The organism is Streptomyces sp. HUAS 31, assembly GCF_028198125.1.
In the GTDB taxonomy this organism is placed as follows: domain Bacteria; phylum Actinomycetota; class Actinomycetes; order Streptomycetales; family Streptomycetaceae; genus Streptomyces; species Streptomyces chartreusis.
This window is the reverse complement of sequence record NZ_CP116353.1, coordinates 9,665,845-9,688,634: the sequence shown is the minus strand read 5'-3', so window position 1 is coordinate 9,688,634 and position 22,790 is coordinate 9,665,845. Positions and strand designations below refer to the sequence as shown.

The following is a 22,790-nucleotide window of genomic DNA, read 5'->3' as shown; positions in this document are numbered from 1 at the left end:
CAGGGAGAGCAGTGTCATGGCGAACGCCGAGCAAGCTCCGTCGGCCCGGGTCACCGTGGTCCGGCTGTCGCAAACGGGCCATGTGGTGGCGGCCCTCACCCGCGCCGCGCCCGGCGCTGCGCCGAGTGTCCGGGCTCTGGTCGGCGATGCCCTGCCGCTCGCCCTCCCCGGCCTGTCCGGGCAGGTCCTGGTACCGGCGGAGCTGCTCACGGCGGAGGAGATCACCGCGCCCGCGGGCCTGTTGGCGGCGCCCTGGCTGTGGTCGGTGGAAGTGACCGGGACCGGGGTGGGAGCCGTCCCTCTGACCGGCGCCCCGCCGGAGGCGAACTGGTCGGACGTCGCGGGCGGTTCGCTGACGGTGACGACCGGTCCCCCTGCCGCCTCGGGCACCGCAGTACTGGCCCTCGTCCACCCGGCCCCTTCCTGGGATCCGGGCGTCGCGACCAAGGCCGTCCTGTCGGGCGCGCTCGACGGCGATGGCGTCGCCCGGCTCGGCGCCGGCGAGGTGGCGCCCTCCGACGACGCCCTCGTCTTCGTCCAGGGACGCCCGGCGGGTGTGTACGTGCCGAGCGTCGTGCACCTGGCGGCGGGAACGGTGACGTGACGGTATGACGGACCGATACGACCCGGATGTCGCCGAGGGAGAGCGCTTCATCACCGCGATGGGCGGTTGCACGGTGCTCGACTGCCGGGTGCGGGTCGTCCGGGGCACCGGATGGAGCTGGGGCCCGGACCCGGCGGAACTGGCCCGGGGCGCCGTGGCGTTGCTGCCGCGCGCCGTGCACAGGCACCTCGTCCCGGCGCTGGCCCGCGCGGGCGTGCCCGGCCCTCCGTCCAGTCCGGCGGCGTCCGGCGAGGCCGAAGACCCGGCCCGACTGGAGGTGACGGTGCCCGTACGCATCAGGGTCCGCACGACGCTGCGGGAGCTGACGGACGCCGGCCGGACGGCGAGCGGCTCGCAGGCTGCCGAGGTGCGGTGGCCGGACGACCCGTCCGCCCCGCGGCCCGGCATACCGACGCCCTGGGCCGGACGGACCTCGGACTTGGAGCCGTACACCGTGCCGGTCGGTGCGCTCGCGACGGCCGGGCCCGGCGAGGAGGCGCGTTCCGGAGCGGCGTCGCGCCATGAACGGGATCGGGTGCTGGTCTCCCTGCTGTCGGAGGCTTGGGACTGCGGGGTGTTCGACGCGGTGCTCGCCCGACTGCCGCGCCCCTCGCTGCTGTTGCTGCTGCGCGCTCTGGAATCGGCGGGAGCGGGCGCCGGACCCGTGCCCGACGCGCTGCGGCCGGTGAGCCTCGACGACGATCTCGCGTCCGATGGGCCCGTCCACCCGGCGGACGGGCCCGTCGTCACCGCCGACGACCTCACCTCCGCCCTGCTCGCGGTGCTCGACGCGACGGAGTCCGCCGACGCGCCGGAGTCGGGCACCGCCGACAACCACCTGGAAGCGGCGGCCGGGCCGGGCGAAGGGTCCCGGCCCGGCGAGGGTCGCTTTCCCGGGCCGCCGGGCGACGCGGCGGCGCCCGGCGCCCCGCCACGGGCCGCCGTACAGGGCCGCGCTCCGTACCGTTCCCGGCCCGGACCGCCCGGCGACGACGACCCTTACACCTGGCGCCGGCGCGGTCCAGCCCCTGGGACGGTCACCGAGATCGCCTGCGCCCTGCCGTTCCTGCTGCTGCCGGCGCTCGACACCCGGGGGTATCTGACAGCGCTGTCCGCCGTGCTGGCCGCCGGCGAGGCGCCCGGTCCCGATGGCGCCGCCTTCGCCACGGCGCTCGCGCACAAGGTGCTGCCGCCGCCGGGACGCGGCTGGCTGCGGTCGCCTCAGGATGCCCACTCGGCTTCGGTGTTCGCCGGGCTCGTGCCCTCGCCATGGGGCCCGCCGGACGCCGCCGGTCGCGCGGAACCGGGGCCCGGGCCGGAAGCCGCTTCGTCGCCGGACGACCTCGAACACCGCCTCGGCCCGCTGTTCGCGCTGCTCGACGTCCGGCTCGGCGTCCAGTCGGCCCGGGGACACGACCCCGGCCGGCCGCTGCTGCTGACCGCCGGCGGCCCCGAACGGTTGCTGCTCCTGGACGTCGACGGCCTGTACCCGGTGTGGGACGCGGCCCGGCCGGAGGAACTGCGGCGGCCGTGGGAACTGGCCGGCCGACCGCTCGTGCTCCTGCCCCGCCTCCCGTCGGACGCCGGCGCCCCAGCCTTCGCGCCCAGTCTGCTGGTGGCCTTGGACGAGTCGGGCATCGGCCACGTCACCGACCTGCCGCCGGCGCGCGGCGAAGCGATGCGCCGGGTGCCCGGCCGCCTGCGCTGCTGGACCAACGCGGGCGCCGGGCCGCACGCCCCCGAGGTCCCGTCCGACGCACTGATCGGCGGCGCGCGAAGGCTGGCCCACGAGGCCGCCCGCGCCGTCCGGTTCACGGACACCCTGATCTCCCGGCGCCCGTGCGCCCGCCCCGGCCAAGCACCCGCGCTGGACCGTACGGTCACCCTGGCCGCCGCCTGTGCCCTGGCGGACCTCGCCTGGACGCTGTGGGCAGACCAGGAGGCCCCCCACCCGGCGACCGCCCTCGACCGGTTCGCCGACCTCGGGGCGAGGGTGCTGTTCCACGACGGCACCGTGGAGGTCCGGCTGCCGCTGGGCGCCCGACACGCCGACCTGCACCGCCACCGGCTGCTCGCCGACGTCCCCACCGTGCCCTGGCTCGGGGAACGCCGCGTCACTTTCACGGGAGGATGAGATGCCGACCCAGGAGCGGGGCGCTGCCCCGGCCCAAGGGCCAGTTCCCGCGACGGCCCATCTGACGCTTCGGTACGCGGCGGTGCACCGGGCGCTCCGTGCCGCCGCGGCCCGCCGCGCCGAGCACTCGAAGCTGCTCGCGGACTGCGAGTTGTCCCCGTACTGCGTCACCGACGCGCAGGCCGAGCTGTTGCTCGACCTGACGGACCCGGCCGCCACGCACGTCCGCGTCCCCGCCCTCGCCCACGCCCACGCCCTCGCCCCGCTCGCCGTCCCGGCGGAGGAGGACCTGCGACGCCGGGCGGTCCGCGCCGAAGCCGTGCTCCCGCTCGACGCCCTGTCCCGCGCGGCAGGGTTGGACGCCTTCGAGACCGACGCCCTCCTGCTGTGCCTGGCACCCGTGCTCGCGCCGGAACACGCCCTGCTGTTCGGGTACCTCCTGGACGACCTCGACCAGCGCCGGCCCAACGCCGAGCTGGTCCTGACCGTCCTGGCCCCCTCCCTCGACGAACGGCTGGCCCGCCTGCCCTGCTTGGGACCGTACGGACCGCTGCGCCGCTTCGGCCTGCTCGTCCCGGAGGGACAGGGCGGCTCGGACGGCGCGGGCAACGATCTGCTGCGCCCCCTGAACGTCCCGCCGGGACTGGCCTCGTATCTGCTGGACGGACGGGGCGACCTCGCGCTGCTCGCCCACGATCCCGGCGAGCTGTCGCCGCCCCGCCCGCCGTTGCTGGGCGGCCCGGCGCTGGCCGCGGCCACCCGGCTCGGCGACCGGCTGCGCGCCCGACGGGACGGTGTGGCCGCCCTCTGGGGGCTGCCGGAGGGCAGCCAGCTCGACGCGGCCTGGGCGGTGGCCGCGGCGGCCGGGCTCACCCTGCGACGGGCGCCCGATGTGCGGAGCTCTCCCGACCCGGAGGACGCACGGGCAGAGGCGGCACGGGCATTGGCAACGGCGGGTGCCCTCGGCACCGCGCTGTGGCTTCCGACCGACCCGCTCCATGAGGCCGGCGCGGCCACGACCCAGGTCCTCGCGGACGTACTGGCCAGGGCCCACGTCCCCGTCGTCCTGACCGGCCAAGCTCCATGGCGGCCACTCGGCCTGCTGGCCGACGGCCGCTACGCGGAGGGGACCGTGCCGGAACCCGACTACCCGCAGCGACGCGCCCTGTGGGCCGCACTCCGCGGACCCGCCTCTGCCTCTGCCTCTGCCTCTGCCTCTGCCGAGGAGGACGCACCGGAGGTGTTCGGCGCGGGCGGGTTCGACGGGCTGGCCGCACGGTTCAGGCTGACACCCGAGCAGATGCGGGCGACGGCTGGGCTCGCCGGGGCCGAGGGCGTACCGATGGCGAATGCCGTGACCCGAGTCCTCGCCACCATGCCGGCACCGCTCACCGAACAGCGCACTCCCGTACACGACATGGCGGACCTCGTACTCCCGGCCGAGCAGGCCCGTCAGGTCGAGGAGATCGCCTCGGCGTTCCGGGCCTGGCCCCGGGTGTCGCAGGAGTGGGGCTTCGGTGGCGGCCACGGCGGGCCCGGTCTGAAGGCCCTGTTCACCGGGGAACCGGGAACGGGCAAGACGCTCGCCGCCGAGGTGATCGCAGGCTCGCTCGGAGTGGACCTGCTGCGGGTCGATCTCGCCAGGACTGTGTCCAAATGGGTCGGGGAGACGGAGAAGAACCTGGACAAGGCGTTCCGGCAGGCGGAGGCCGCGCACGCGCTGCTGCTCTTCGACGAGGCCGACTCGCTGTTCGGCAAGCGCGGCACCGTGGACCGGGGCAGCGACCGGTACGCCAACCTCGAAGTCGGCTTTCTGCTCCAACGCCTGGAGCGAAGCCCCGCGCTGGTCGTCCTGACCACCAATCTGCACGGCAATCTGGACTCGGCGTTCACTCGCCGGTTCCAGTTCGTCGTACGTTTCTCGCGCCCTGGCGACCGGGAGCGGTACCGCCTCTGGCGGCTGGCGTTCCCGGCGCGTGCGCCACTCGCCCCCGACCTGCGCCTGGACGGCCTGGCCCGGCTCGACCTGACGGGCGCCGCGATCATGGCCGCCGCGCGCACCGCCGCGCTGCTGGCCGCCCGCTCCGGGAGCACCGCCATCGGCCGGGAGCACCTGGCCGAAGCGATCGCACGGCAGTTCCGCCAGGAGTCGAGACTGCCACGCGCCGGCGAATTGGAACTCGCCCTCGGCCAGGTCGGCGACGCCGCCGCCGCGGGGAGCTCGTGGTGAGCCCGGCGCGCGCACGGTTCGCCCCCGGCCTGCGCCTCGAGGTACTCGTCCAGCTCGACCCGACGGGCGCGGCGATCACGGCGGCCGCCCGGTCCGGGGCCACCTGCGCTATGGGGAGCTCGTGGTGAGCCCGGCCGCAGTCGGGAAGGGGCCGATCGCTCCACCGCCTGCCGTGACGGGAGTCAGGGGCAGGTCGTGGCGGCCGGTGCCCGGACGGTCGAAGGCGGTTCGTGGACGGCCACGACCGGCGCCCGGGCCGGCCCCGGTGCCTACCCAACCCGCGCGGGACGACCGGCAAGCGGTGCGGCGTACGGCGGGCAACGCGGCCGCCTCGGCGCTGGCCGCCCGTCCGGGCGTGGCCTCGGCCGCGGGCCCGCCGGCTGTCGGCGGCCCGCTCTCCCCGCCGACACGGAAGGCGAACGGCACAGCCACGGCCCTTGCCGCACGGCCCGCGCCGGCCACCGCCCTTGCCGCATCGTCCGCGGAGGCGAGCGCCGACTCCCCCGCCGTCGCTTCCCGCACGACGAAGCAGACACCCGCCGACTCCCCTGCCACCGCTTCCCGGACGACGAAGCAGACACCCGCCGACCTCCCTGCCACCGCTTCCCGCACGACCAAACAGACGCCCGCCGTCGGGCCGCCCGCCGCGCCACCCGCGGTAGGCAACGGGGCCGCAACGGCTGTCGCCGCCCGGGGTCAGGCCGGTTCGCGGCGTCGCGCGGCGGCCGCGCCCGGTCTACGGCGGATCGCGGCGGACGTCGCGGCGAAGAAGCGCGTCCTCACCCGACACCCGGCACCCGCCGCCGAAGCGGTCCAGGCCCAGCGGGCCGCCGTCCAGACCGACCGCGAACGGGCGGGACTGGCCGGGCAGGAGCGGACCGAGGCCATGGCCGAGGCGCCGGTGAAGCGGTTCGACCGGGCCGCGTTCATCGCGAAGTTCGAGGCACGCATCGCGGCCCAGGAGCCGAAGACCCCCGACGCGGCGAAGAAGCTGGCCGACCCCGAGACGCCGGACGCCCTCACCCCTCAGCTCACCGGCGAGGCGCAGTCGGCCGCCGGCGTCGCGGCAAGCGACGTCAAGGCCGCGGCGGCGACCGCCCCCGACCCCGGTCAGGTGCCTCGTCCGCCCACCGCGCCGCTGGCCCCCGACCGACCGCCGGCCGCCCCCGCGGCGCCGCGAGCGGCCGACGCCGTTCCGCCGCCGCTGCCCGGCGCGGCGGTGGACCTGTCCGCGGGCGGCGACCGGACCCGCGCCGCGTTGGACGGCGCCGGAATCGGCGACGAGACCCTGCGGAAGGCCAACGAGCCCTCGTTCTCCGCCGCCCTGAAGGCGAAACGGACCGCCGAGAAACACACCGACACGGGCCCCGCCGACATCCGCGCCCGCGAGGCCGAGAGCCGCAACGCCGCCCAGCAGCGGGCGGCAGGAGCCGGAAAGGCCGCCATGGCGGGCATGGCCGGCCTGCGCGTGACCGCCGGCGCCGCCGTCCACGGCGGCAAGGAACAAGCCAGGGACCGTACGCAGGCACGCCGCGCGGAGATCGCCGACCGGCTCTCCGCCGTCTACGAGGAGACCAAGAAGAGCGTCGAAAGCACCCTCGCCGGGCTGGACGAGACCGTACGCAAGCTCTTCGAGGAGCGGGCCGCCGAGGCCCGCAAGAGCTTCATCGAGGCCTGCACGAAGAGTTGGTGGCAGTTCTGGCGGGACGAACCGAACTGCAAGGCGCACGCGGATGAGTACGCCCGGCGGGTCAGGGCGGCCGTCGACGAGGTCGCCACCGTCGTGGAACGGACCGTCACGGCCGCCCAGCAGAAGGCGGACGACGGCCGACGGCGCATGGCCGAGTACGTCAGCGGCCTGGAACCCGAGATGAAGGACTTCGGCAACCGTACGGCGGCCGGCTTCGCGGAGCGGTTCGACCAACTGGACGCGTCCATCGGCGAGCGGGCCGACGCGGTCGTGGACCTGCTGGCGGAGTGCTACGCCGCCGCGCAGCAGGAGATCGACCAGGCGGCGGCCGAGGTCAAGGAGGCCAACAAGAGCCTGTGGGAACAGGCTCGCGACGCCGTGGTCGGAGTGGTGAAGGTCCTGCTCGACCTGAAGAACCTGCTGGTGAGCGTGGTCCGGCGGGCGGCCGGTGTCGCGGAGCGCATCATCCGCGACCCGATGGGCTTCCTGCGCAACCTCGCCGCCTCCGTCAAGGGCGGGCTGACGCTGTTCGTCACGAAGCTCCCCGGTCATCTCAAGGCAGCGTTGCAGGACTGGCTCTTCGGCAATCTGGCCGCGGCGGGGATCGAACTCCCCGAGAAATGGGACCTGCGCGGCGTCATCAAGCTGGTCCTGTCGCTGTTCGGCATCAGCTGGTCCTTCATCCGCGGCGAACTGCTCAAACACATGCCGCCGGCCATGCTGAACACGGTGATCGGCGCGGTGCGCGTGATCGGACTCATCAAGGACAAGGGAATCGGCGCCCTGTGGGAGGAGCTGAAGGAGCAGGCCGCCGAGCTCAAGGACCAGGCCTTCGAGATGATCAAGTCGTTCGTGATCGAGACGGTCGTCAAGGCTGGCGTCACCTGGCTGCTGTCCCTGATCACCCCCGCCGGGGCCCTCGTCAAGGCCGTCATGGCGGTCTACGACTTCCTCACCTTCCTGGTCGAAAAGGCCCGCGCGCTCGCGGAGTTCGTGAACGGCATCCTCGACACCCTGGAGGAGATCTGCGGGGGCGTGTCGCAGAAGGTCGTCGCAAAGATCGACGCCTCCCTCGCCCGCGTCCTGCCGCTCGCCATCGACCTCTTCGCCCGTGTGCTGAAGCTCGGGGCCATCCCTGCCAAGGTCAAGAGCGTCCTGGAGAAGGTCGGCGCCCCGGTGCGCGGCTTCATCGCCCGCCTGATCGCCAAGGCGGCGGCCTTCGCCAAGCGGCTCCTCGCGGGCGGCGCGAAGGCACTGGGCAAGCTCGCGGGCAAGGCCGACCGGCGTACGGAGGACGAGAAGAAGCGCGACGTCAGGGACGGTGTCGAGGCAGGCGCAGCCGTGGTCGACCGGCTCCACGGGTCCTTCGTCGGCGAACGGCTCATCAAGGGCGTCCTGCTCGCCATCCGCGTCCGCTACGGCCTCAAGTACCTCAAGCCGGAGCTGGACGGCGACCGGTGGACCGTCGAGGGCGGCATCAACCCGACACACCGCAAGGCGACGCGCAAGAAGCCCCCGCTCAAGGGCGAGAAGGAGGCCACCCCCGACCAGGAGAAGAGCGCCGGCGCGCTGGTCGCGGCGTCGGTGGCCGGCTTCCTCAAGGCACTGGCCATCTGGAACACCGTCTACCGTGCGGGCAGGGCGGACACCGGCAAGGTGGTCGCGACCAGCACCACGAAGGCGCCCGAGGCGTACTCCGACGATGCTCTCAAAGCCGACCCGGCTCTCGCCCTCGACCCGGACCACGACATCCCCGGACGTGACGTCAGGATGCCGGGCCGGGACCCCGGCGAGTCACGGGAGATCGCCGAGCGGATCGAGGCGGAAGGCATCGCCGCGCTGCCCGACGAGTGGACGGTGGCGCCCACCCCGGAGGGCAGGGCGGCACGGATCAAGGCAGGGCGAAAGGTCCACGACCGCTATATGGCCCCCGGGTTGCGGACCACCCCGAAACAACGCCGTGAAGAGGCTCTCAAAGGCAAATACATCGCCAGGAGCGGCTTCAAGGAGAACTCCAACATGCCGACCACCGCGCATGCGGAGAAGAAGTACTACGAGCGGCACAGCGGATCGGTGCGGGCCATCGGCGTCGCCGGCATCCCCGTGTGCGAGGACTGCAAGAACTTCTTCATCACCAGGGCGCTGAAGGCGGACAGACACATCGTCATCACGGGCTTCCGGGAGCGGTTCAAGACCCGGGCCAAAGCGGTGCTGCCCACGAATCAGATGACGCACATCTTCCTGCGCGGGGGAGGCATCGGCAACGTCGCCGACGCCCTGAAACAGGACAAGAAGGCCAAGAAGTCCGACCCGGCAAAGAAGTGACGTGCCTCGGTGTCACGCCTGTTCTCACCCCCGGCGTCATGCCTGTGCGGGGCGGAAGGACCGGGCCAACTGGCTGCGCGATCGCACGCCGAGTTTGCGGTAGACGTTGCCCAGGTGGAATTCGACGGTCTTGGGGCTGAGGAAGAGCGCCGCGGCGGCCTCCTTGTTGGTGGCGCCGTCCGCGACCAGGCCGGCGATCCGGCGTTCTTGTTCCGTGAGCCGCTCCGGCGCCGGTTCGCCGGTCGTGCCGCCGCCGCGTCGCGGTTTGCGCATGCCGGTGGCCCGCAGCTCGCTGTGGGCCACCTTCGACCAGGGCGCGGCACCCAGGTCGGTGAAGACGGTCAGCGCGCGGGACAACGACCGGCGGGCCTCCGCGCTGCGTCCCTCGCGGCGCAGCCACTGACCGTGACAGAGCAGGGTGCGGGCGTGTTCGAAGACGACCCGGCCGCGGGCGTGGTTCTCGAAGGCCTCCTGGAAGGCGGCCTCGACGGCGCCGGGCCCGAACCGGCCGGTCTCCAGCAGCAGCGCCCGGCAGCGGGCTCCGCGTGCCGCCGCCCAACTGAGCCCGGAGCGGCGTACTCCGTCTTCGTGGCGGGCCAGTTCGCTTTCGGCCTCGGCTGTGCGTCCGGTGCGCAGGTACGCCTCGATGAGGTTGGCGGCCCACGGGGCCACCGACGGGTGCTCGATCCCGGCGCCGTCGGCGAGGGCGCGAGCCCGCTCGTAGCAGGTCACAGCTTCCTCGTAGCTGCCTCCTCCCATGGCCAGCAGCCCTTCGGTCGCCGCGACCTGGCCGAGTACGAGGTCCAGTCCGTGGTCCCGTGCCACCCGGGTGGCACGGGTCAGGGCGATCCCGCACTCGACGCTTCGGCCCTGGGCGGCCTCCAGACGGCCGAGCAGCACCAGACTCTGGGCGAGCGGGCTCACGGCCCGGGCTCGTCCGGCGCACCCGGCGGCCTCGGTGACGTCCGCCCTCGCGCCGGGCCAGTCGCCGGTCCACATGCGGATCCAGGCGCGACTGCCGAGCGCCGCCGCGCGCAGCGGCGCGTCCGCGCGGACCCGGTCCTGGGGCCGGCCGTCGAGCAGGCGGGAGAGCAGGGTGAGGGCCGCCTCGTACTCCTCCAGCCAACCGAGTACTTCGGCCCTGGCGACGATCGTCACGGCGGAGGCGCCGGCTGGGGGCAGCAACAGCAGTTCGCGGGCCTGGACGCTCTGGCCCCGCAGTGCCAGCACCCGTGCGAGCTGCACGGCGGCCGACTCGGCGAGGTCGCCGCCGCGCGGCCGGGTGAGGCGGTATGCCTGCCAGGCGCTGCCCAGCGCGGCCCGACTGTCCGCGGCGCGGACCGCGCATTCGGCGGCCTCCAGGAGCAGTTCGGCGGCCCGGGACGGCTGGTCGGCGCTGAGGCGTACGGCGGTGGCGCGCAGCAGCCGGTGGGTGGCGAGCGGGCTCACGGTCCTGCCCTGGTGCCGGGCGAGGAGAATTAGCAGCTCGCAGCGGAGTTCCGGGGTGTGGGCGAGGGCCAACGCCCGGTCCAGGAGCGCCGGTACGTAATCGGGGGTGCCGGCTTGCTGCCGGGACGCGGCGGCGAGTCCGAGGAGTCGCGCGGCGTCCTCGTCGTTCGGGGTGAACGACGCGGCGCGCTCGTACAGTTCGGCGCCGTCGCCGGGGGCGGCCCCGGCGACGGCGCGCGCGGCTGCTTCCAGTGCGTCGGCCACGGCAGGGCCGGGTCCCGGGGCGACGGCCGCCAGATGGCGAGCCGCCGCGGGACCGCTGAGCGTGCCGACGAGTGCTTGGTGGACAACGTGCCTGCGGGCCGCTCCGGCTGCGTGATGGACGACCAGCCGCAGCCGTTCGTCGCGGAACACGACCTGCCCCTGCTGTTCGGCGAGGACGCCGTGTTCCTCGGCCGGCACCAGTGCGTCCGGTGCATGGCCCAGCAGTTTCAGCGCGCGAGCCAACTCTGCCGCGGGGACCGGCCCCGCCACGGCCGGCACGAGCAGGGCGGCGCGGGCCGTCGCGGGCAGCGGATCCAGTTCCGGCAGAAGGCGGAGTCGCAGCCGGTCGGTGGGGACCAGCGGGTCACCGAGCGGCTGCCGGCCATCGCACTGGGCGGAGGTGAGGGGGACGGGCAGTTCGGTGAGCGCGAGCGGATTGCCGTCGGCAACGGCGAGCAGGCGTTCGGCGACGTGCCGACGCAGTGGGTGGGGTGCCGAACCCCGAAGGAGGGTGCGGGCGTCGGCGGGGCCGAGAGGGCCCAGGCGCAGTTCCGGGACGCCGCTCACGGCGGGCCATCCGCGGGGGATCTCGGTGGTGTGCCTCCGGATCGCGGTAAGGAGCAGCGCGATGGGCTCGCTCGCGATCCGGCGGCCCACGAAGAGCAGGGCGTCCAGGGACGGCGGGTCGAGAAGATGCGCGTCGTCGACGGCAAGCAGGAGAGGGCGACAGGCCGCGGCGACGCCCAGCAGACCGAGCATCGCCGCCGCCGGCGGCTGGTCGCTGTCGTCCTGGCCGAGGCGGCCGGTGGCGAGGAGCCGGTCCAGCGGATCCCGTTGCGCCGCGGGCACGCGCGGCAGTTGGTCCCGAAGCGCCTGGACCACCTGATGCAGCCCTGCGCCAGGCAGTCCGCTCTCCGTCACGCTGCCGGTGACGAGGACGGCTCGCGCCGCCGGATCCAGGGTGAGGGCCTTGTGGAGCAGGTGCGTACGGCCGATGCCCGGTTCTCCGACGACGAGGACTCCGCCGCCGCGGCCGGCCGCCGTCTCCTGAAGCAGCCGTTCCAGAACGGAGATTTCAGCGATTCTCCCCAGCATCCCGCGCGCGTTACCCCAGGGATCCGACGCGGCGCCCCACGTCTCTGAGGACGCTTCCCCCCTGATTGAGTGTGGCACGCAGTTGTTTGCCCACACACCTTTTCCTCTGCGTCCGCCCACGGGGTTCACCCGAATCAGCGAGCCTGGGCGAGCCCTCCCAGTAACTCAGCCGCCTGGCAGCGTCGCTTGTAAGTGCAGCGCCGCGGCGACGGCCGTGCGTGGGGGCGAGGCCGCCGGGTTCGGGTCCTGGCATGTGTCCGCATCCCGACAGGCGGGCATCCTCCAGCCCGTCCAAGGGCGGATCCTCCTCGGAGGCGTGCCCTCGGCCGGATCGCCCGGGACGACCTCAGCAGGGCCAGGGCCCTGCTCCCGCAGAACCCCGGCGGATCCGCGGGTGGCGGGCCTGATGAACCGAAGCGGGCTGCTGCCACGCCGGCCGGCTGCTGTCGTTTGCCCGCCGGGCTGCACGCGCCGCCGCGTCTGGGTGCCTACGCGGCGTCCAAGTTCGGCCTGAAGGCGCTGGCCGTACGTTGCGAACGGAGGAACACAGCACGGGATCAGGGTCACGACCGTCTACCCGGGCGGGACCGATACGCCGATGCAGGTCCGGCTGCACGAGCAGTTCGGGCTGCCGTACGAGCCGACGGCACCTATGAGCCCGGCCTCCGTGGCTGCCGCCGTAGGCACGGCGCTCAGTCTGCCGAGGGACGCGAACCGGACGGCGGTCGCCCCAACCAGGCATGCAACCGCACGGCACCCGCCGCCCACCGCATCCCGCCCATACGGCTCACCAAGAGCGGCCATAAGCGTCGCCTGTCGCCCGCTCACACGCCCTGACCAGCGCATCGGCAGCACGGCGTACTCAACCACGTACGGCATGCCCCGCCGTTATGGCCGGCCTCGGATCCGGCTATGGCCGGGCCGGAATCCCCGGCAGGACGGCTCGGCTTGAACGCTCGTCACCTCAGGGACGAGGTGCCGGGGCAGCGAACGCGGCACGACCGCACACCGTTGGCCCCTGACTTTCTGATGCGAAGGACGACTCTCATGAGTTCTGTTGATCTGGCCGGACGTGTGGCACTGGTGACCGGCGCGACCAGCGGTATCGGTGCCGCCACCGCCGCACTGTTCGCCGACCGGGGCGCGCATGTACTGGTCGCGGGTCGCGATGCCGTCCGTGGCGAGAACGTGGTCGCTGACATCAGGTCGCGCGGTGGCAAGGCGGACTTCGTCGCGGCCGACCTGCGCAGCGCGGCCCGGGTACGGCAGCTGGCGCGGGAGGCCACCGAGCTGGGCGGTGGCCGGGTGGACATCCTCGTCAACAACGCGGGCATCTTCCCGTTCGGGCCGACGGACACGACGGCCGAGGGCGATGTGGACACCGTCTATGACCTGAATGTGAAGGCGCCGTTCTACCTGGTCGCGGAGTTGGCACCGGGCATGGCCGAGCGCGGGAACGGGGCGATCGTGAATGTCACCACCCAGGTCGCCTACTACGGCGCGGCAGGCATGGCTCTGTACGGATCCAGCAAGGCGGCGCTGAACCAGCTCAGCCAGGCTTGGGTCGCCGAGTACGGTCCGCACGGGGTGCGCGTCAACACCGTCTCCCCCGGCCCGACCCGCACTCGGGGCACCGCCGCCATGGGCGACGCTCTGGAGGCCCTGGCAGCCGAGGCGCCGGCGGGCCGCCCCGCAGAGGTGGAAGAAATCGCCGAGGCCATCGCCTACCTCGTCGGCGACTCGGCAATCTTCGTCCAGGGTGCCCTCCTGGCCGTGGACGGCGGTCGCACCGCCGTCTGACCCACGGCCCGATGGCGCGTCCTCGGCCGGCTCAGCGGTCGGCCGTACGGTCGAGCGCGGCAATGAACCGGCCCAGGTCACGTCGGGTCGCATCAGCCGGCCACACTGCCCAAGTGCGCCGCACGAGGGGATGCCCGACCAGCGGCAACCATGTCACCTGGTCGGGCAGCGGCTGCTGCCAGCCGGACGGGGCGAGGGTGAAGGCCCGCCCGTCCCTGACTCCCGCCAGCTTCACATCGGCGATCAGAGCCTGCCCCTCCGGCGCGTCGGGCCCCAGATCCAGACCGTGCCCGCGCAGGATCGCGGTCAGCTCGTCGAACCACACCGGGCTCCCGGATCGCGGGAATCCCACCCACCGCAACCCGACGAGGGCGTCGAGCGCGACCCCGTTCGGCCCTGCGAGCTCGGCGGCCTGCTCCGCGGCCAGCAGGACACCCAGGTTCTCCCGTACGACGAGCAGCGCATCGAACTCCGGGCCGACCGGGCGCTCCCGCAGGAACCCGACGTCCAGCTCACCCGCGCGCAGGGCGGCGAGCTGATCCGCGGTGGACAGGTGCCGAGGCTGCACCCGGGTATCGGGGTGAGCCTCCGCCAGTTCCGCCAGCGCCGCGTCGAGAAGCCCGGCCGGCAGCTCCAGTGGGATCCCGATGCGCAACGCGCCGCCGCCAGGACCGACGTACCGGGCCATCACCCGCAGCGCCTGATCATGCCGGGCAAGTACCGCGCGCGCCTCTGTGAGCAAGGCCGTTCCCGCCTCCGTGGCCCGTACCCCGGTGCTGCTGCGCACCAGCAGCTTCACCCCGAGCTGCCGCTCCAGCCCACTGATCGTCTGGGACAGCGCCGGCTGGCTCATGTGCAACCGCCGCGCCGCCGCGGACAGCCCGCCTTCCTCCACCACCGCCACGAACGCCCGCAGCTCCCGCAACTCCATGACCCCATTGTCACCACGCTCGTCCCGCCCACGCCGCTCTGCCAGGCACCAGGTCAAGCCGAATCAGACGTCCTACACACTCAAACCGTGGCGCCGCGTCATCGACCCCGAGGGCTCAGCTGCCGGGACACGAGTCTGCACCCGGCTTCCGAACTCGCCATGCTTCATGCCTGGTCGTCCCGCGCGGAGCGTCGGCGAAGCCAGGCGGGCAATCCGTACCAGCACACGGCGAACCACAACATGACACCGCCTACCAGCAATTCGGCGAGCAGGCTCGGCACGACGACGTGGAGGAGAAGCAGCAGCGTGCCACCGATCGTCAACGCGAGAAGCACCATCCCGAACACCATCAGCCTGCCCGCGACTCTGACGATGTGATCCTTCATGCGCTGCCCGGACAGCAGCCGGTGTATGGAGACCGGTGCAATCAACGCTCCGGTCGCGGAGGCCCCGAGTATCACGGTGATCACGTAGACCACGTGATCGAAGGTCTCCAGCCTGTGGAAGTGCGCAGTGAACGCCACGCTCAGCAGAAAGCCGAAGAGGATCTGCACTCCCGTCTGCGCGACCCTCGTCTCTTGCAGGATCTCGTTCCATTTGCGATTCAGCCGTTCCCGTTCCGGTTCCTCCGGTTCGGGCGCTCTGTGCTGTCCCGCCGTGCAGCAACAGGGACAGTCGGTCTGCGGGGCGTCAGACGCCGCCTCGTCGGTCATGCTCATGGCATCCTCCTTCGCAGGGAATACCCGCATGCCCGCCATCGGCGATTTCACGTCCCAGGACGGCCCGTTTCATCTGCGCCATGCGCCGCGAGGAGACCACCCCACAGAGACGCCTCCTGCAGAAGATCCACGAGCCCATCAGCTGCGCGACCACGCCACCCTCCTCCTCCCGTACGGGCATCCCACCTGGCCGGCTCCGCCCGAGGAGACGGGTGGGAAAACAGAGGTTTTCTCGTCACTCCACAGCGCGGCCGATGAGTTTGTGGCTCCTGGCCGGTCCAAGCTCATGACACCCCAGGAAAGGACACCGCCATGTCGGATCTTCTCGTCGACTTCATCACCTCCCTCGACGGCTACGCGTCGGGAGAGGGATGGCCCGGGTTCTGGGGACTCGAGGGCCCGGAGTACCTCGCATGGCTGGGCGAGCAGCCCAAGGCCACCTACCTGATGGGAGCGAATACCTACCGCCTGATGTCGGGCTTCGCCGCGGGCGAGGTACCGGCTGGCCAAGACGAGTTCAGGCCCGAAGAAGAGGCGTCCGTCGACGAACTCACGCAAGCGACGAAGGTAGTGTTCTCCTCCTCACTCGAGGAGCCGCTGACGTGGGCCAACGCCACGCTCGTGCGCGACGACGCCGTCGAGGCGGTCCGCAAGATGAAGTCGAGTGGTTCGGGGCTCCTCAGCACGATCGGCAGCCTCAGTCTGTGCCGGTCCCTGCTACGAGCCGGACTCGTCGACCGCTTCCGGGTCGTGATGTTCCCGGTGATCACCGGGGCCACGGGCGAGGAACGCATCTACGACGGCTATCCGGACGTCGCCCTCGAGATGACCGAGCACCGCACCTTCGACGGCCGCATTCAGCTGGTCGAGTACAAGCCCCGCGTGCTTGAGCACCCGCCGCTCGGCGTTCCTGAGTGACGTCGCCTCGCTTGCGTGAAGTAGCCCTCGGCGCTGGTCCAGAACGCGGCTGCAGTCTCCATTCTTTTCGTCGGGAAGGATCTCGCTGTAGGCCAGCCTGGAGTGGTCGTCCACGGCGTTGTGCAGGTAGCGAAAGCCGCCGGAGCGGTTCTAGCCACCGGGCTGGCGGCCCAGAACCTGGTGGCCGCCCCCGTCGGGGATGTTGCCCGGCTTCTTGATGTCGACGTGACCAGCTCGCTCGGGGCGCGGTGCTCGTAGCGTCTGATGACGCGGACCGTGGCGCGGTCGAAATGAGTCAGCCGGGCGAGCTGACAACGGGTGAGAACTCGATGCACCGTGGCGGGATTCACCCCGAGCAGGTATCCGATGCGGGCGGGCCCCCAGCGGCGCAGAATCCTGACGTTGATGATTCGCCTCTCGGTGCGGTTCGGCGTGCGGCGCGGGCTGTGATCAGGGCGGCTGGAGCGGTCGCGCATGCCCGCTTCGCCCTGTTCGCGCCACCGGTCGGCCCATCGCTTGGCGACGGTGGGTAAGACCTGGAAGCGTTCGGCTGCGCGTCATAGAGGCCAGCCGTCGCGCACCACGCAGAGGGCCAGACGCAGGCGGCCGGTTTCGGTCAGGGGTGCTTGCGGTGAGGCATGAGCTCTCTGGTTCTGCAGGGAGAAGCGGGGGTTCGGCGGATCTCGGACGATGGAACAGGAAAACCCGCGCGCAGGTCGGCTTGGTGAGGACGGTGAGCGCGCGGGCTGAGGCTGGTCGGTGTTGTCAGGCTCCGGTGAGGGCGCGGGAGGTGTCCATGAGTGCTTGGGTGGTCGCGGTGTCGAGAGTGATCGACACGCGCTGCTCGAAGCGGCCGGGCTTGCCCCAGTAGAGCGCGGACTGCCAGGTGTCGCTGCGGGCGGCTCCGACGACGTTGTGCGCGGCGGTCTCGAGGGAGTCGAACATGATCGGGCCGAGGACCTTGGCGCCGGCGCGCATGTACCAGGGGGCTGCGCGCAGAATGTCGGTCTTGACGGCGCCCGCGTTGATCACCCCGGCCGCGAGGCCCGGTTCGGTGCGGGTGAGGTGGGCGGCGTAGTGGTGGTTGCCGAGCTGGACCGGCTTGCGGTCGCGGTTGAAGTTGAAGGTCGGGAACTCGGGGAAGCGGGCGAAGTCGGCCTCTTCGCTTGGCGCGACCGCGGCGGTCATCATCAGCACGAGGGGGCGCTCGGCACGGCGCAGCGTGGGCAGCAGGAGTTGGGTGAGGTGGTAGCGCGAGAGGTAGTTGATCGCGAAGAACGGGTGGAGCCCGTCGGCGGTGCGGCTCTCGGTCATGGTGAGCACGCCGGTGGTGTGGACGAGGGCGTCGACGTTCTCGTGCTTGTCGAGGATGCGACGAGCGGCGTCGCGGACGCCGTCGTGCGTGGACAGATCTGCGGCGATGAATGACGCGCGGCCGGCGGCAGCGCCGAACGAGGCGAGGGCGGCTTCGCCCTTGCGCGGATCGCGGCCGAGTATGACGAGGCGGTGGCCGTCGGCGAGGAGAGTGCGGGCGGCCTGGCGGCCAATGCCGCTGTTACCGCCGGGGATGACGATGGTCTTCATGATGCTCCGCGGAAGATGAGGGCGGGCGGCCCCGGACTCGGCCGGGGCTGCCCGCGGCCGGTGAGCCGGTCTCAGGCGCCGATGAAGTACTCGGCCTGATCGCGGCTGGTGTGCAGGTTCCAGTAGTCGAGGGCGATCTGGTCGGGCGCACGGTGCGGAACGCCCTCGGGAGCCTGGGCGCCGATCATGAGGTTGATGGCTACGTTGGCCACGTAAATTCCCTGCTCGGCAAGGGTGTTGTGGAGGTTGAGAGCCCAGTTGCGCTGCCCGGCCTGGGCGATGTTGGCGTCCGCGAGCATCGGGTACGGGTCAATGGCGCCGCCGCCGGTGGTGAACAGCACAGTGCCGGACTGGGCTTCGAGCATCCCGGGCAGCACGGCCTGTACGGCCGCGACGGCGCCGTACAGCAGGCTGTCGATCTGCGGACGCAGGGTATCGAGGGTGACGTCCTTGGGCACGGTCATGGTCAGGCCCGCGTGCGGCGAGAACTCCAGCACGTCGATCTTCCCGAACCGGGCGATCGCGCTCTGCAGCGCGCTGGTGAGCTGGGCCGGGTCGCCGACGTCGGCGGCGAAGCCCTCCGCGGTGATGCCGGTCTCGGCGAGCTCGGCGACCAGGGCGTCGAGCTTGTCCTTGCTGCGGGAGATCAGGGCGACGTCGTAGCCGTGGCCGCCGAAGACCTTGGCGATGGACAGACCGAGGCCCGGACCGGCACCGGCGATGGCGATCGTGGGCATGGCAAAGCTCCTTGAGGTGGGGGTGGGACCCCGACCGGAGGGCGGGTGAAGGTTCAGAGGTGCGCTCGGGCGGGACTTAGTCCCGGTCCGCCGGCGGCGTGGCGCCGGGCGGCGCCCAGTCCGTGGGGCACGGTGCGTCGAGCGCGCCGAGGATGCGCTGGGAGACGGCGCCGAGCTGCCGCTGCTGCGCCTTGGTCAGCGGGTCGAAGACCAGGCGGCGTGCCGCGTCGACATGGCTGGGGGCGGCGGCGGTGACCTTGTCCATGCCGTCGTCGGTGAGCGTGGCCAGGGTGGCACGCCCGTCGGACGGGTCGGGGCGGCGCTGCACCCAGCCGCGTTTCTCCAACCGGATGACGACGTTGGAGAGCCGGGAGAGCGTGCTGCCCGCGTACTGGGCGAGTTCACTCATCCGCAGGGTGCGCTCCGGCGCCATCGACAGGGCGGACAGCACCACGTACTCAAAGTGGGCAATGCCCGCGGCGTGCTGCATCCGCGCTTCCAGGGCGGCCGGGAGCTGGGTCAGCACGTAGGCGAACGCGTACCACTGCTGCTGCTCATCAGGGTCGAGCCAGCGTGGCTCGGTGGTGTCCAGTGCGTCTTCCATACCCCCAATGTACTCCAAGCATGGATTAAATGGTGAACCAATTTACTCTTAGCTTGAAGTGAATGTGCGGTACAGTTGCTCCATGCTTGGAGTTATTGGATGGAGAGGCCGGACCCGATGAACGTCTTCTTATGGATCGTCGCGGGCCTGTTGGCCGCCGTGTTCCCCATGTCCGGGGCGATGAAGCTGAGCCGCAGCAGCAGCTGGCCGCCTCCGGCCTCGGCTGGACCGAAGGCTTCGCAGCCGCACCGGTCAAGGCCATCGGCGCCCTTGAGGCCCCTGCCGCCCTCGGCCTGATCCTGCCGCCGCTCGTCGGCGTCGCGGACATCCTGGCCACACTGACGGCCACGGGCCTTGGCTTGCTGATGCTCGGCGCAGCCGTCACACCCGGCCGCCGCAAGGAGTCCAAGATGATCACCGTCAACGTCGTCCTGCTGGCCCTCGCCGCCGTTCTCGCCCGGGGCCGCTTCGGCCCGCACACCTTCTGACCCCTACGCGATGACCACCGGCCCGCCCTGAACGCGGGCCGCGAACCGAGAAGGAACAGCAATGCTCCCCGAGGAGGACAGCGGCGTCATCACCGCCGAGGCGCAGGTCGCCGCATTGCAGGCCATCCTGGCGGCCCACGGCCAACCGGCGACGGGTGTCCTGGCCGGCGCCGATGCGGGCCGCGAACCCGCCACGGGCGTCACCCCGCAGACGACCGAAGGCGCCTTCCAGACGCGGACGCCGGTCTGGCGCCGCAGCCAGGCATCCGAGATCGGCGACGCCTGCCGCGAAGTCGTCGACCAGCTGCTGGAGGTCAACGTCCTCTATCGGCTCCGGGGTGCCCAAGGGTCCTCGGGCTGCGGAAGAAGTACGGCGACACACGTCTGGAGGCCGCCTGCGCGAGGGCCATCGCGGTTCGCGACCCGTCCTACCGCACCATCAAGGGCATCCTCATCGCTGGCACCGAAACCGACCCCGAGCCCGAGACCAGCGGTGATGCCGGGGCGGCCGCCTTCCTGCACGGCCCCGCCGGGCTCTTCGCCACCGTCGCGACCCCCGACGCGACGGATGACGACCACGACGACCAGGTGCACGACGAAGCCGAGGTGGAAGCCCGATGACCGTGATGGACGCCGCCCTGCGGGAGGCGCTCAAGGCCCTGCGACTGTCAGGCATGCTGGAGACCCTCGACGCTCACCTCGCCCAGGCCCACGGAGGCGAGCTCGGCCACCTCGACTTCCTCCAGGTCCTCTGTCAGGACGAGATCACCCGCCGGGAGACCGTCGCGTTCCAACGGCGCTAGCAGCGGGCTAAGTTCGAGCAGCAGGTCACCCTGGAGGAGTTCGACTTCACCGCCTCCTCGAAACTGACCGCCGCCCGGATCCGCGACCTGGGAACCCTGCGCCGGCTCCACGCCGGCGAATCGGTCATCCTCTTCGGCCCCGTCGGCGTCGGCAAGACCCACATCGCCCACCTCGCAGTCCGGCAGGGCGCCCACGTCCGCTTCGCCAAGACCAGCCGCATCCTCGCTGACCTCGCCGGCGGCCACGCGGACCGCACATGGGAGAAACGCGTCCGCGAACTCGTGCGCCCCGACGTCCTCATCTTCGACGACTTCGCCATGCGCCAGCTGTCCGCAGCCCAGGCCGACGACCTCCAGGAAGCCCACCGACAAGACCAAATAGGAAAAACCGGTGGACGTCGTCGGGAAACGTGGCAGTAGAGGCGCTCCCTGGCGGTTCTTCATCCGGACGCAGCGTTTCGGCAATCAGTTTGGATGCTGTGCCTAAAGCGCTCCGCAGTGAACGCGCGCTTGCCGGCCGCGGTCCCCGTCGTGGCCGTTGGGGCGCCGGTGGAGTGAGGACCTGCGTCGGTGCGGCGTGTCGCGGTTTCCCACGAAATCCGGTGGAGTCTCAGCGGCCGGAAGTGGTTGGGTCCTCCTCAATGCTTCGCTGACACGGCCCGGCACAGTGCGAGGCGCAAGGTCCGAATCGCAGGCGTGGTCCAGCCCGCGTGTCGTCGAGTGATGGGGGTCATCGCGGTGGCTGGTTATGGGGCGCTTTCCGACGTATACGAGTGGCTGATCGGGGACGACAGGCTGACCCCCGCCAAGGCAGCCGCGGTCTACTACAGCGATGTCGTGGGCTCTCTGCCGCCCAACGCGCGCGTCCTCGACTGCGCGTGTGGAACCGGCCAGCTCGCCGTCGGTCTTGCGAGTCTTGGCCTTGACGTGGTCGCCGCAGACGCCAGCAGTGGGATGGTTCGCCGGACCGAGAAGGCCGCCGACGAGCAGGGTGTCTCGCTTCGAGCCCTCCGCGCGAGCTGGGACGAGCTGCCCGACCACCTGGAGGACTCCACGTTCGATCTGGTGTTCTGTGTCGGCAACTCGCTCGGGCACGCTGAGGGCACAGCCGGGCGCCTGACCGCACTGGACGCGATGTCGCGGCTGCTGAATCCGGGCGGACGCCTCGTGCTCACGTCACGCAACTGGGAGCTCGTGCGCTCCGCCGGCTCACGGGTAGACGTCCGCGATCGACTCATCCGCCGCAACGACCGCGATGCGGTCGTCAGCTACTACTGGCAGATCGAGCAGCACTGGGAGCAGGAACACTTCCTCGAGATCGTGGTCGCCCAGATCGAGCCGGATGGGGCAGTGCGAGCCTGCTCGGAGCGGTTGTCCATCTGGCCCTACCGGTACGAGGACCTCGTGGCGCAGTTGCGGAGCGTTGGGCTCACGGTGCAGTCCACCACCTTCGATCCCGAGAGCGATGGATACCTGGTGGTCGCCAGCCGTGACCAGGCGCGAGGCACGTCTGAGCCGGCGCGCTGATCCGCCTTTCGTCGTCGTTGCCGACCTGCCAGCTCGCGACCGCCTGCAGCGCTTCGCGAAGTGTTCAGCGCTTGAAGCGGTTGCTGCGGGTGCGGTCCTCACCTTGCGTCCGACCTGCTCAAGCTGAGGTTGGAAACAGCTCACGGTCTGCCTCACCGTCAGCTCACGTCAGTAGCTGGGGAATTACGTGAGCTTCCGCCCGGGGAATTTCGCGGTCGTCCACACCGGGATCACATGAGGACAGCTGCCGCAGGAGCTCGGCTTCGGTTCAGGCATGACCTGCAGGCAACGGCGGGTTGTGGAGCGCGCGTTCGCCCACCTGCACCGGTTCCGCCGACTGCGGATCCGATGGGAGATCCGCGACGACATTCACGAAGCCTTCCTCACGCTCGGCAGCGTCCTCCTGCTGACGGCGACTGCGCGCTCTGGCGAGCGATGCCGTGGGCCAGCGCCGCATCAGGCAACTTTCGCCCTGGTGAGGAACCAAGCCAACACAGCCACGCCGACGGGTAGCGCAACCAGGTAGCCGACGAGGATCCCGACGCCCGGATCAGCCAGCGCTGGAAAGGCCCAGTTCATTGCTGCAGCCACGAGCAGTCTCACCGCTGCCAGCGCAAGGAGAGCGGCGACAACGGCAAGCCGACGCGGCGGGCCCGCCCTGCGGTACAACTCAGCCGCAGGCCCGATCGCGATCAGGCCCGTCACAAGGCCGACGAAACTGGTGTCGGGCAGCCACCCGAACGGCCACCCCACCAGAGCGACCAACCCGGAGACAGCGAGGCCGACCAGTTCCAGCGCGACGGTGGCCACCACCGGGTGGTCCCACGAGGGGCGTTCGATCGAGCCGCTCCCACTTTCCTTCTCATCGGCCACGTCGTCAGAGTAACC

Annotated in this window: 15 protein-coding genes and 4 pseudogenes; 11 read left to right on the top strand and 8 right to left on the bottom strand. The window is 71.7% G+C overall.

Annotated elements, in window-relative coordinates; all coding sequences use genetic code 11:
* Window positions 1-16 precede the first annotated feature (16 nt).
* From PGH47_RS42015 to PGH47_RS42000, 4 genes are all read left to right on the top strand, one after another.
* Window positions 17-604, top strand: a complete 588-nt coding sequence (locus tag PGH47_RS42015; RefSeq protein ID WP_271667889.1) for a hypothetical protein — start codon at window positions 17-19, stop codon at window positions 602-604.
* Between the two features lie 4 nt (window positions 605-608).
* The gene (locus PGH47_RS42010; protein WP_271667888.1) at window positions 609-2,738 is read left to right on the top strand and encodes a hypothetical protein; all 2,130 of its coding nucleotides are present in this window, start codon (window positions 609-611) and stop codon (window positions 2,736-2,738) included.
* A gap of 1 nt (window position 2,739) precedes the next feature.
* Window positions 2,740-4,968, top strand: coding sequence for an ATP-binding protein (locus tag PGH47_RS42005; protein ID WP_271667887.1), 2,229 nt, complete (start codon window positions 2,740-2,742; stop codon window positions 4,966-4,968).
* A 265-nt stretch (window positions 4,969-5,233) separates the two neighbouring features.
* Window positions 5,234-8,983: a phage tail protein gene (locus tag PGH47_RS42000; RefSeq protein WP_271667886.1), complete on the top strand. Its 3,750-nt coding sequence runs from the start codon at window positions 5,234-5,236 to the stop codon at window positions 8,981-8,983.
* 36 nt (window positions 8,984-9,019) lie between these two features.
* Here the strand turns inward: PGH47_RS42000 and PGH47_RS41995 are convergent, their stop codons facing one another.
* Window positions 9,020-11,791, bottom strand: a complete 2,772-nt coding sequence (locus PGH47_RS41995; RefSeq protein WP_271667885.1) for a LuxR C-terminal-related transcriptional regulator — start codon at window positions 11,789-11,791, stop codon at window positions 9,020-9,022.
* Window positions 11,792-12,838: 1,047 nt separating this feature from the next.
* On the opposite strand from PGH47_RS41995, the gene PGH47_RS41990 reads away from it, so the two are divergent.
* Window positions 12,839-13,591 carry an SDR family NAD(P)-dependent oxidoreductase gene (locus tag PGH47_RS41990; protein WP_271667884.1) on the top strand — a complete coding sequence of 251 codons (753 nt, stop codon included), beginning with the start codon at window positions 12,839-12,841 and terminating at the stop codon, window positions 13,589-13,591.
* A gap of 31 nt (window positions 13,592-13,622) precedes the next feature.
* Here the strand turns inward: PGH47_RS41990 and PGH47_RS41985 are convergent, their stop codons facing one another.
* Both PGH47_RS41985 and PGH47_RS41980 read right to left on the bottom strand, forming a co-directional pair.
* Entirely contained in the window at window positions 13,623-14,522 is a 900-nt protein-coding gene (locus PGH47_RS41985; RefSeq protein WP_271667883.1) for a LysR family transcriptional regulator, read from the bottom strand.
* A 164-nt stretch (window positions 14,523-14,686) separates the two neighbouring features.
* Complete coding sequence (locus tag PGH47_RS41980) at window positions 14,687-15,235, bottom strand: DUF6328 family protein (RefSeq protein WP_271668290.1); 549 nt, start codon at window positions 15,233-15,235, stop codon at window positions 14,687-14,689.
* Window positions 15,236-15,553: 318 nt separating this feature from the next.
* On the opposite strand from PGH47_RS41980, the gene PGH47_RS41975 reads away from it, so the two are divergent.
* On the top strand, window positions 15,554-16,159 hold the full coding sequence (locus PGH47_RS41975; RefSeq protein ID WP_271667882.1) for a dihydrofolate reductase family protein: 606 nt from the start codon (window positions 15,554-15,556) through the stop codon (window positions 16,157-16,159).
* Between the two features lie 8 nt (window positions 16,160-16,167).
* Here PGH47_RS41975 and PGH47_RS41970 read toward each other — a convergent pair.
* The 4 genes and pseudogenes from PGH47_RS41970 to PGH47_RS41955 all read right to left on the bottom strand — a co-directional run.
* Window positions 16,168-16,818: pseudogene (locus tag PGH47_RS41970) on the bottom strand (helix-turn-helix domain-containing protein); the annotation flags it as partial.
* A gap of 106 nt (window positions 16,819-16,924) precedes the next feature.
* Window positions 16,925-17,743, bottom strand: a complete 819-nt coding sequence (locus PGH47_RS41965) for an SDR family NAD(P)-dependent oxidoreductase (protein ID WP_271667881.1) — start codon at window positions 17,741-17,743, stop codon at window positions 16,925-16,927.
* Between the two features lie 71 nt (window positions 17,744-17,814).
* Complete coding sequence (locus tag PGH47_RS41960) at window positions 17,815-18,480, bottom strand: SDR family NAD(P)-dependent oxidoreductase (protein ID WP_271667880.1); 666 nt, start codon at window positions 18,478-18,480, stop codon at window positions 17,815-17,817.
* Window positions 18,481-18,556: 76 nt separating this feature from the next.
* Entirely contained in the window at window positions 18,557-19,084 is a 528-nt protein-coding gene (locus tag PGH47_RS41955; protein ID WP_271667879.1) for a MarR family winged helix-turn-helix transcriptional regulator, read from the bottom strand.
* 131 nt (window positions 19,085-19,215) lie between these two features.
* Between PGH47_RS41955 and PGH47_RS41950 the strand changes: the two genes are divergently transcribed.
* From PGH47_RS41950 to PGH47_RS41935, 5 genes and pseudogenes are all read left to right on the top strand, one after another.
* The gene (locus PGH47_RS41950; RefSeq protein ID WP_333938197.1) at window positions 19,216-19,572 is read left to right on the top strand and encodes a DoxX family protein; all 357 of its coding nucleotides are present in this window, start codon (window positions 19,216-19,218) and stop codon (window positions 19,570-19,572) included.
* A 331-nt stretch (window positions 19,573-19,903) separates the two neighbouring features.
* Window positions 19,904-20,193, top strand: a pseudogene (locus PGH47_RS43325) (IS21 family transposase); the annotation flags it as partial.
* Window positions 20,190-20,735 (top strand): annotated as a pseudogene (locus PGH47_RS43320) (ATP-binding protein); the annotation flags it as partial. The pseudogenes PGH47_RS43325 and PGH47_RS43320, both read left to right, overlap by 4 nt.
* A gap of 363 nt (window positions 20,736-21,098) precedes the next feature.
* Window positions 21,099-21,902, top strand: a complete 804-nt coding sequence (locus PGH47_RS41940) for a class I SAM-dependent methyltransferase (RefSeq protein ID WP_271667878.1) — start codon at window positions 21,099-21,101, stop codon at window positions 21,900-21,902.
* Between the two features lie 289 nt (window positions 21,903-22,191).
* Window positions 22,192-22,308, top strand: a pseudogene (locus tag PGH47_RS41935) (IS5/IS1182 family transposase); the annotation flags it as partial.
* Window positions 22,309-22,358: 50 nt separating this feature from the next.
* Here PGH47_RS41935 and PGH47_RS41930 read toward each other — a convergent pair.
* Entirely contained in the window at window positions 22,359-22,775 is a 417-nt protein-coding gene (locus tag PGH47_RS41930; protein ID WP_271667877.1) for a hypothetical protein, read from the bottom strand.
* Window positions 22,776-22,790 lie beyond the last annotated feature (15 nt).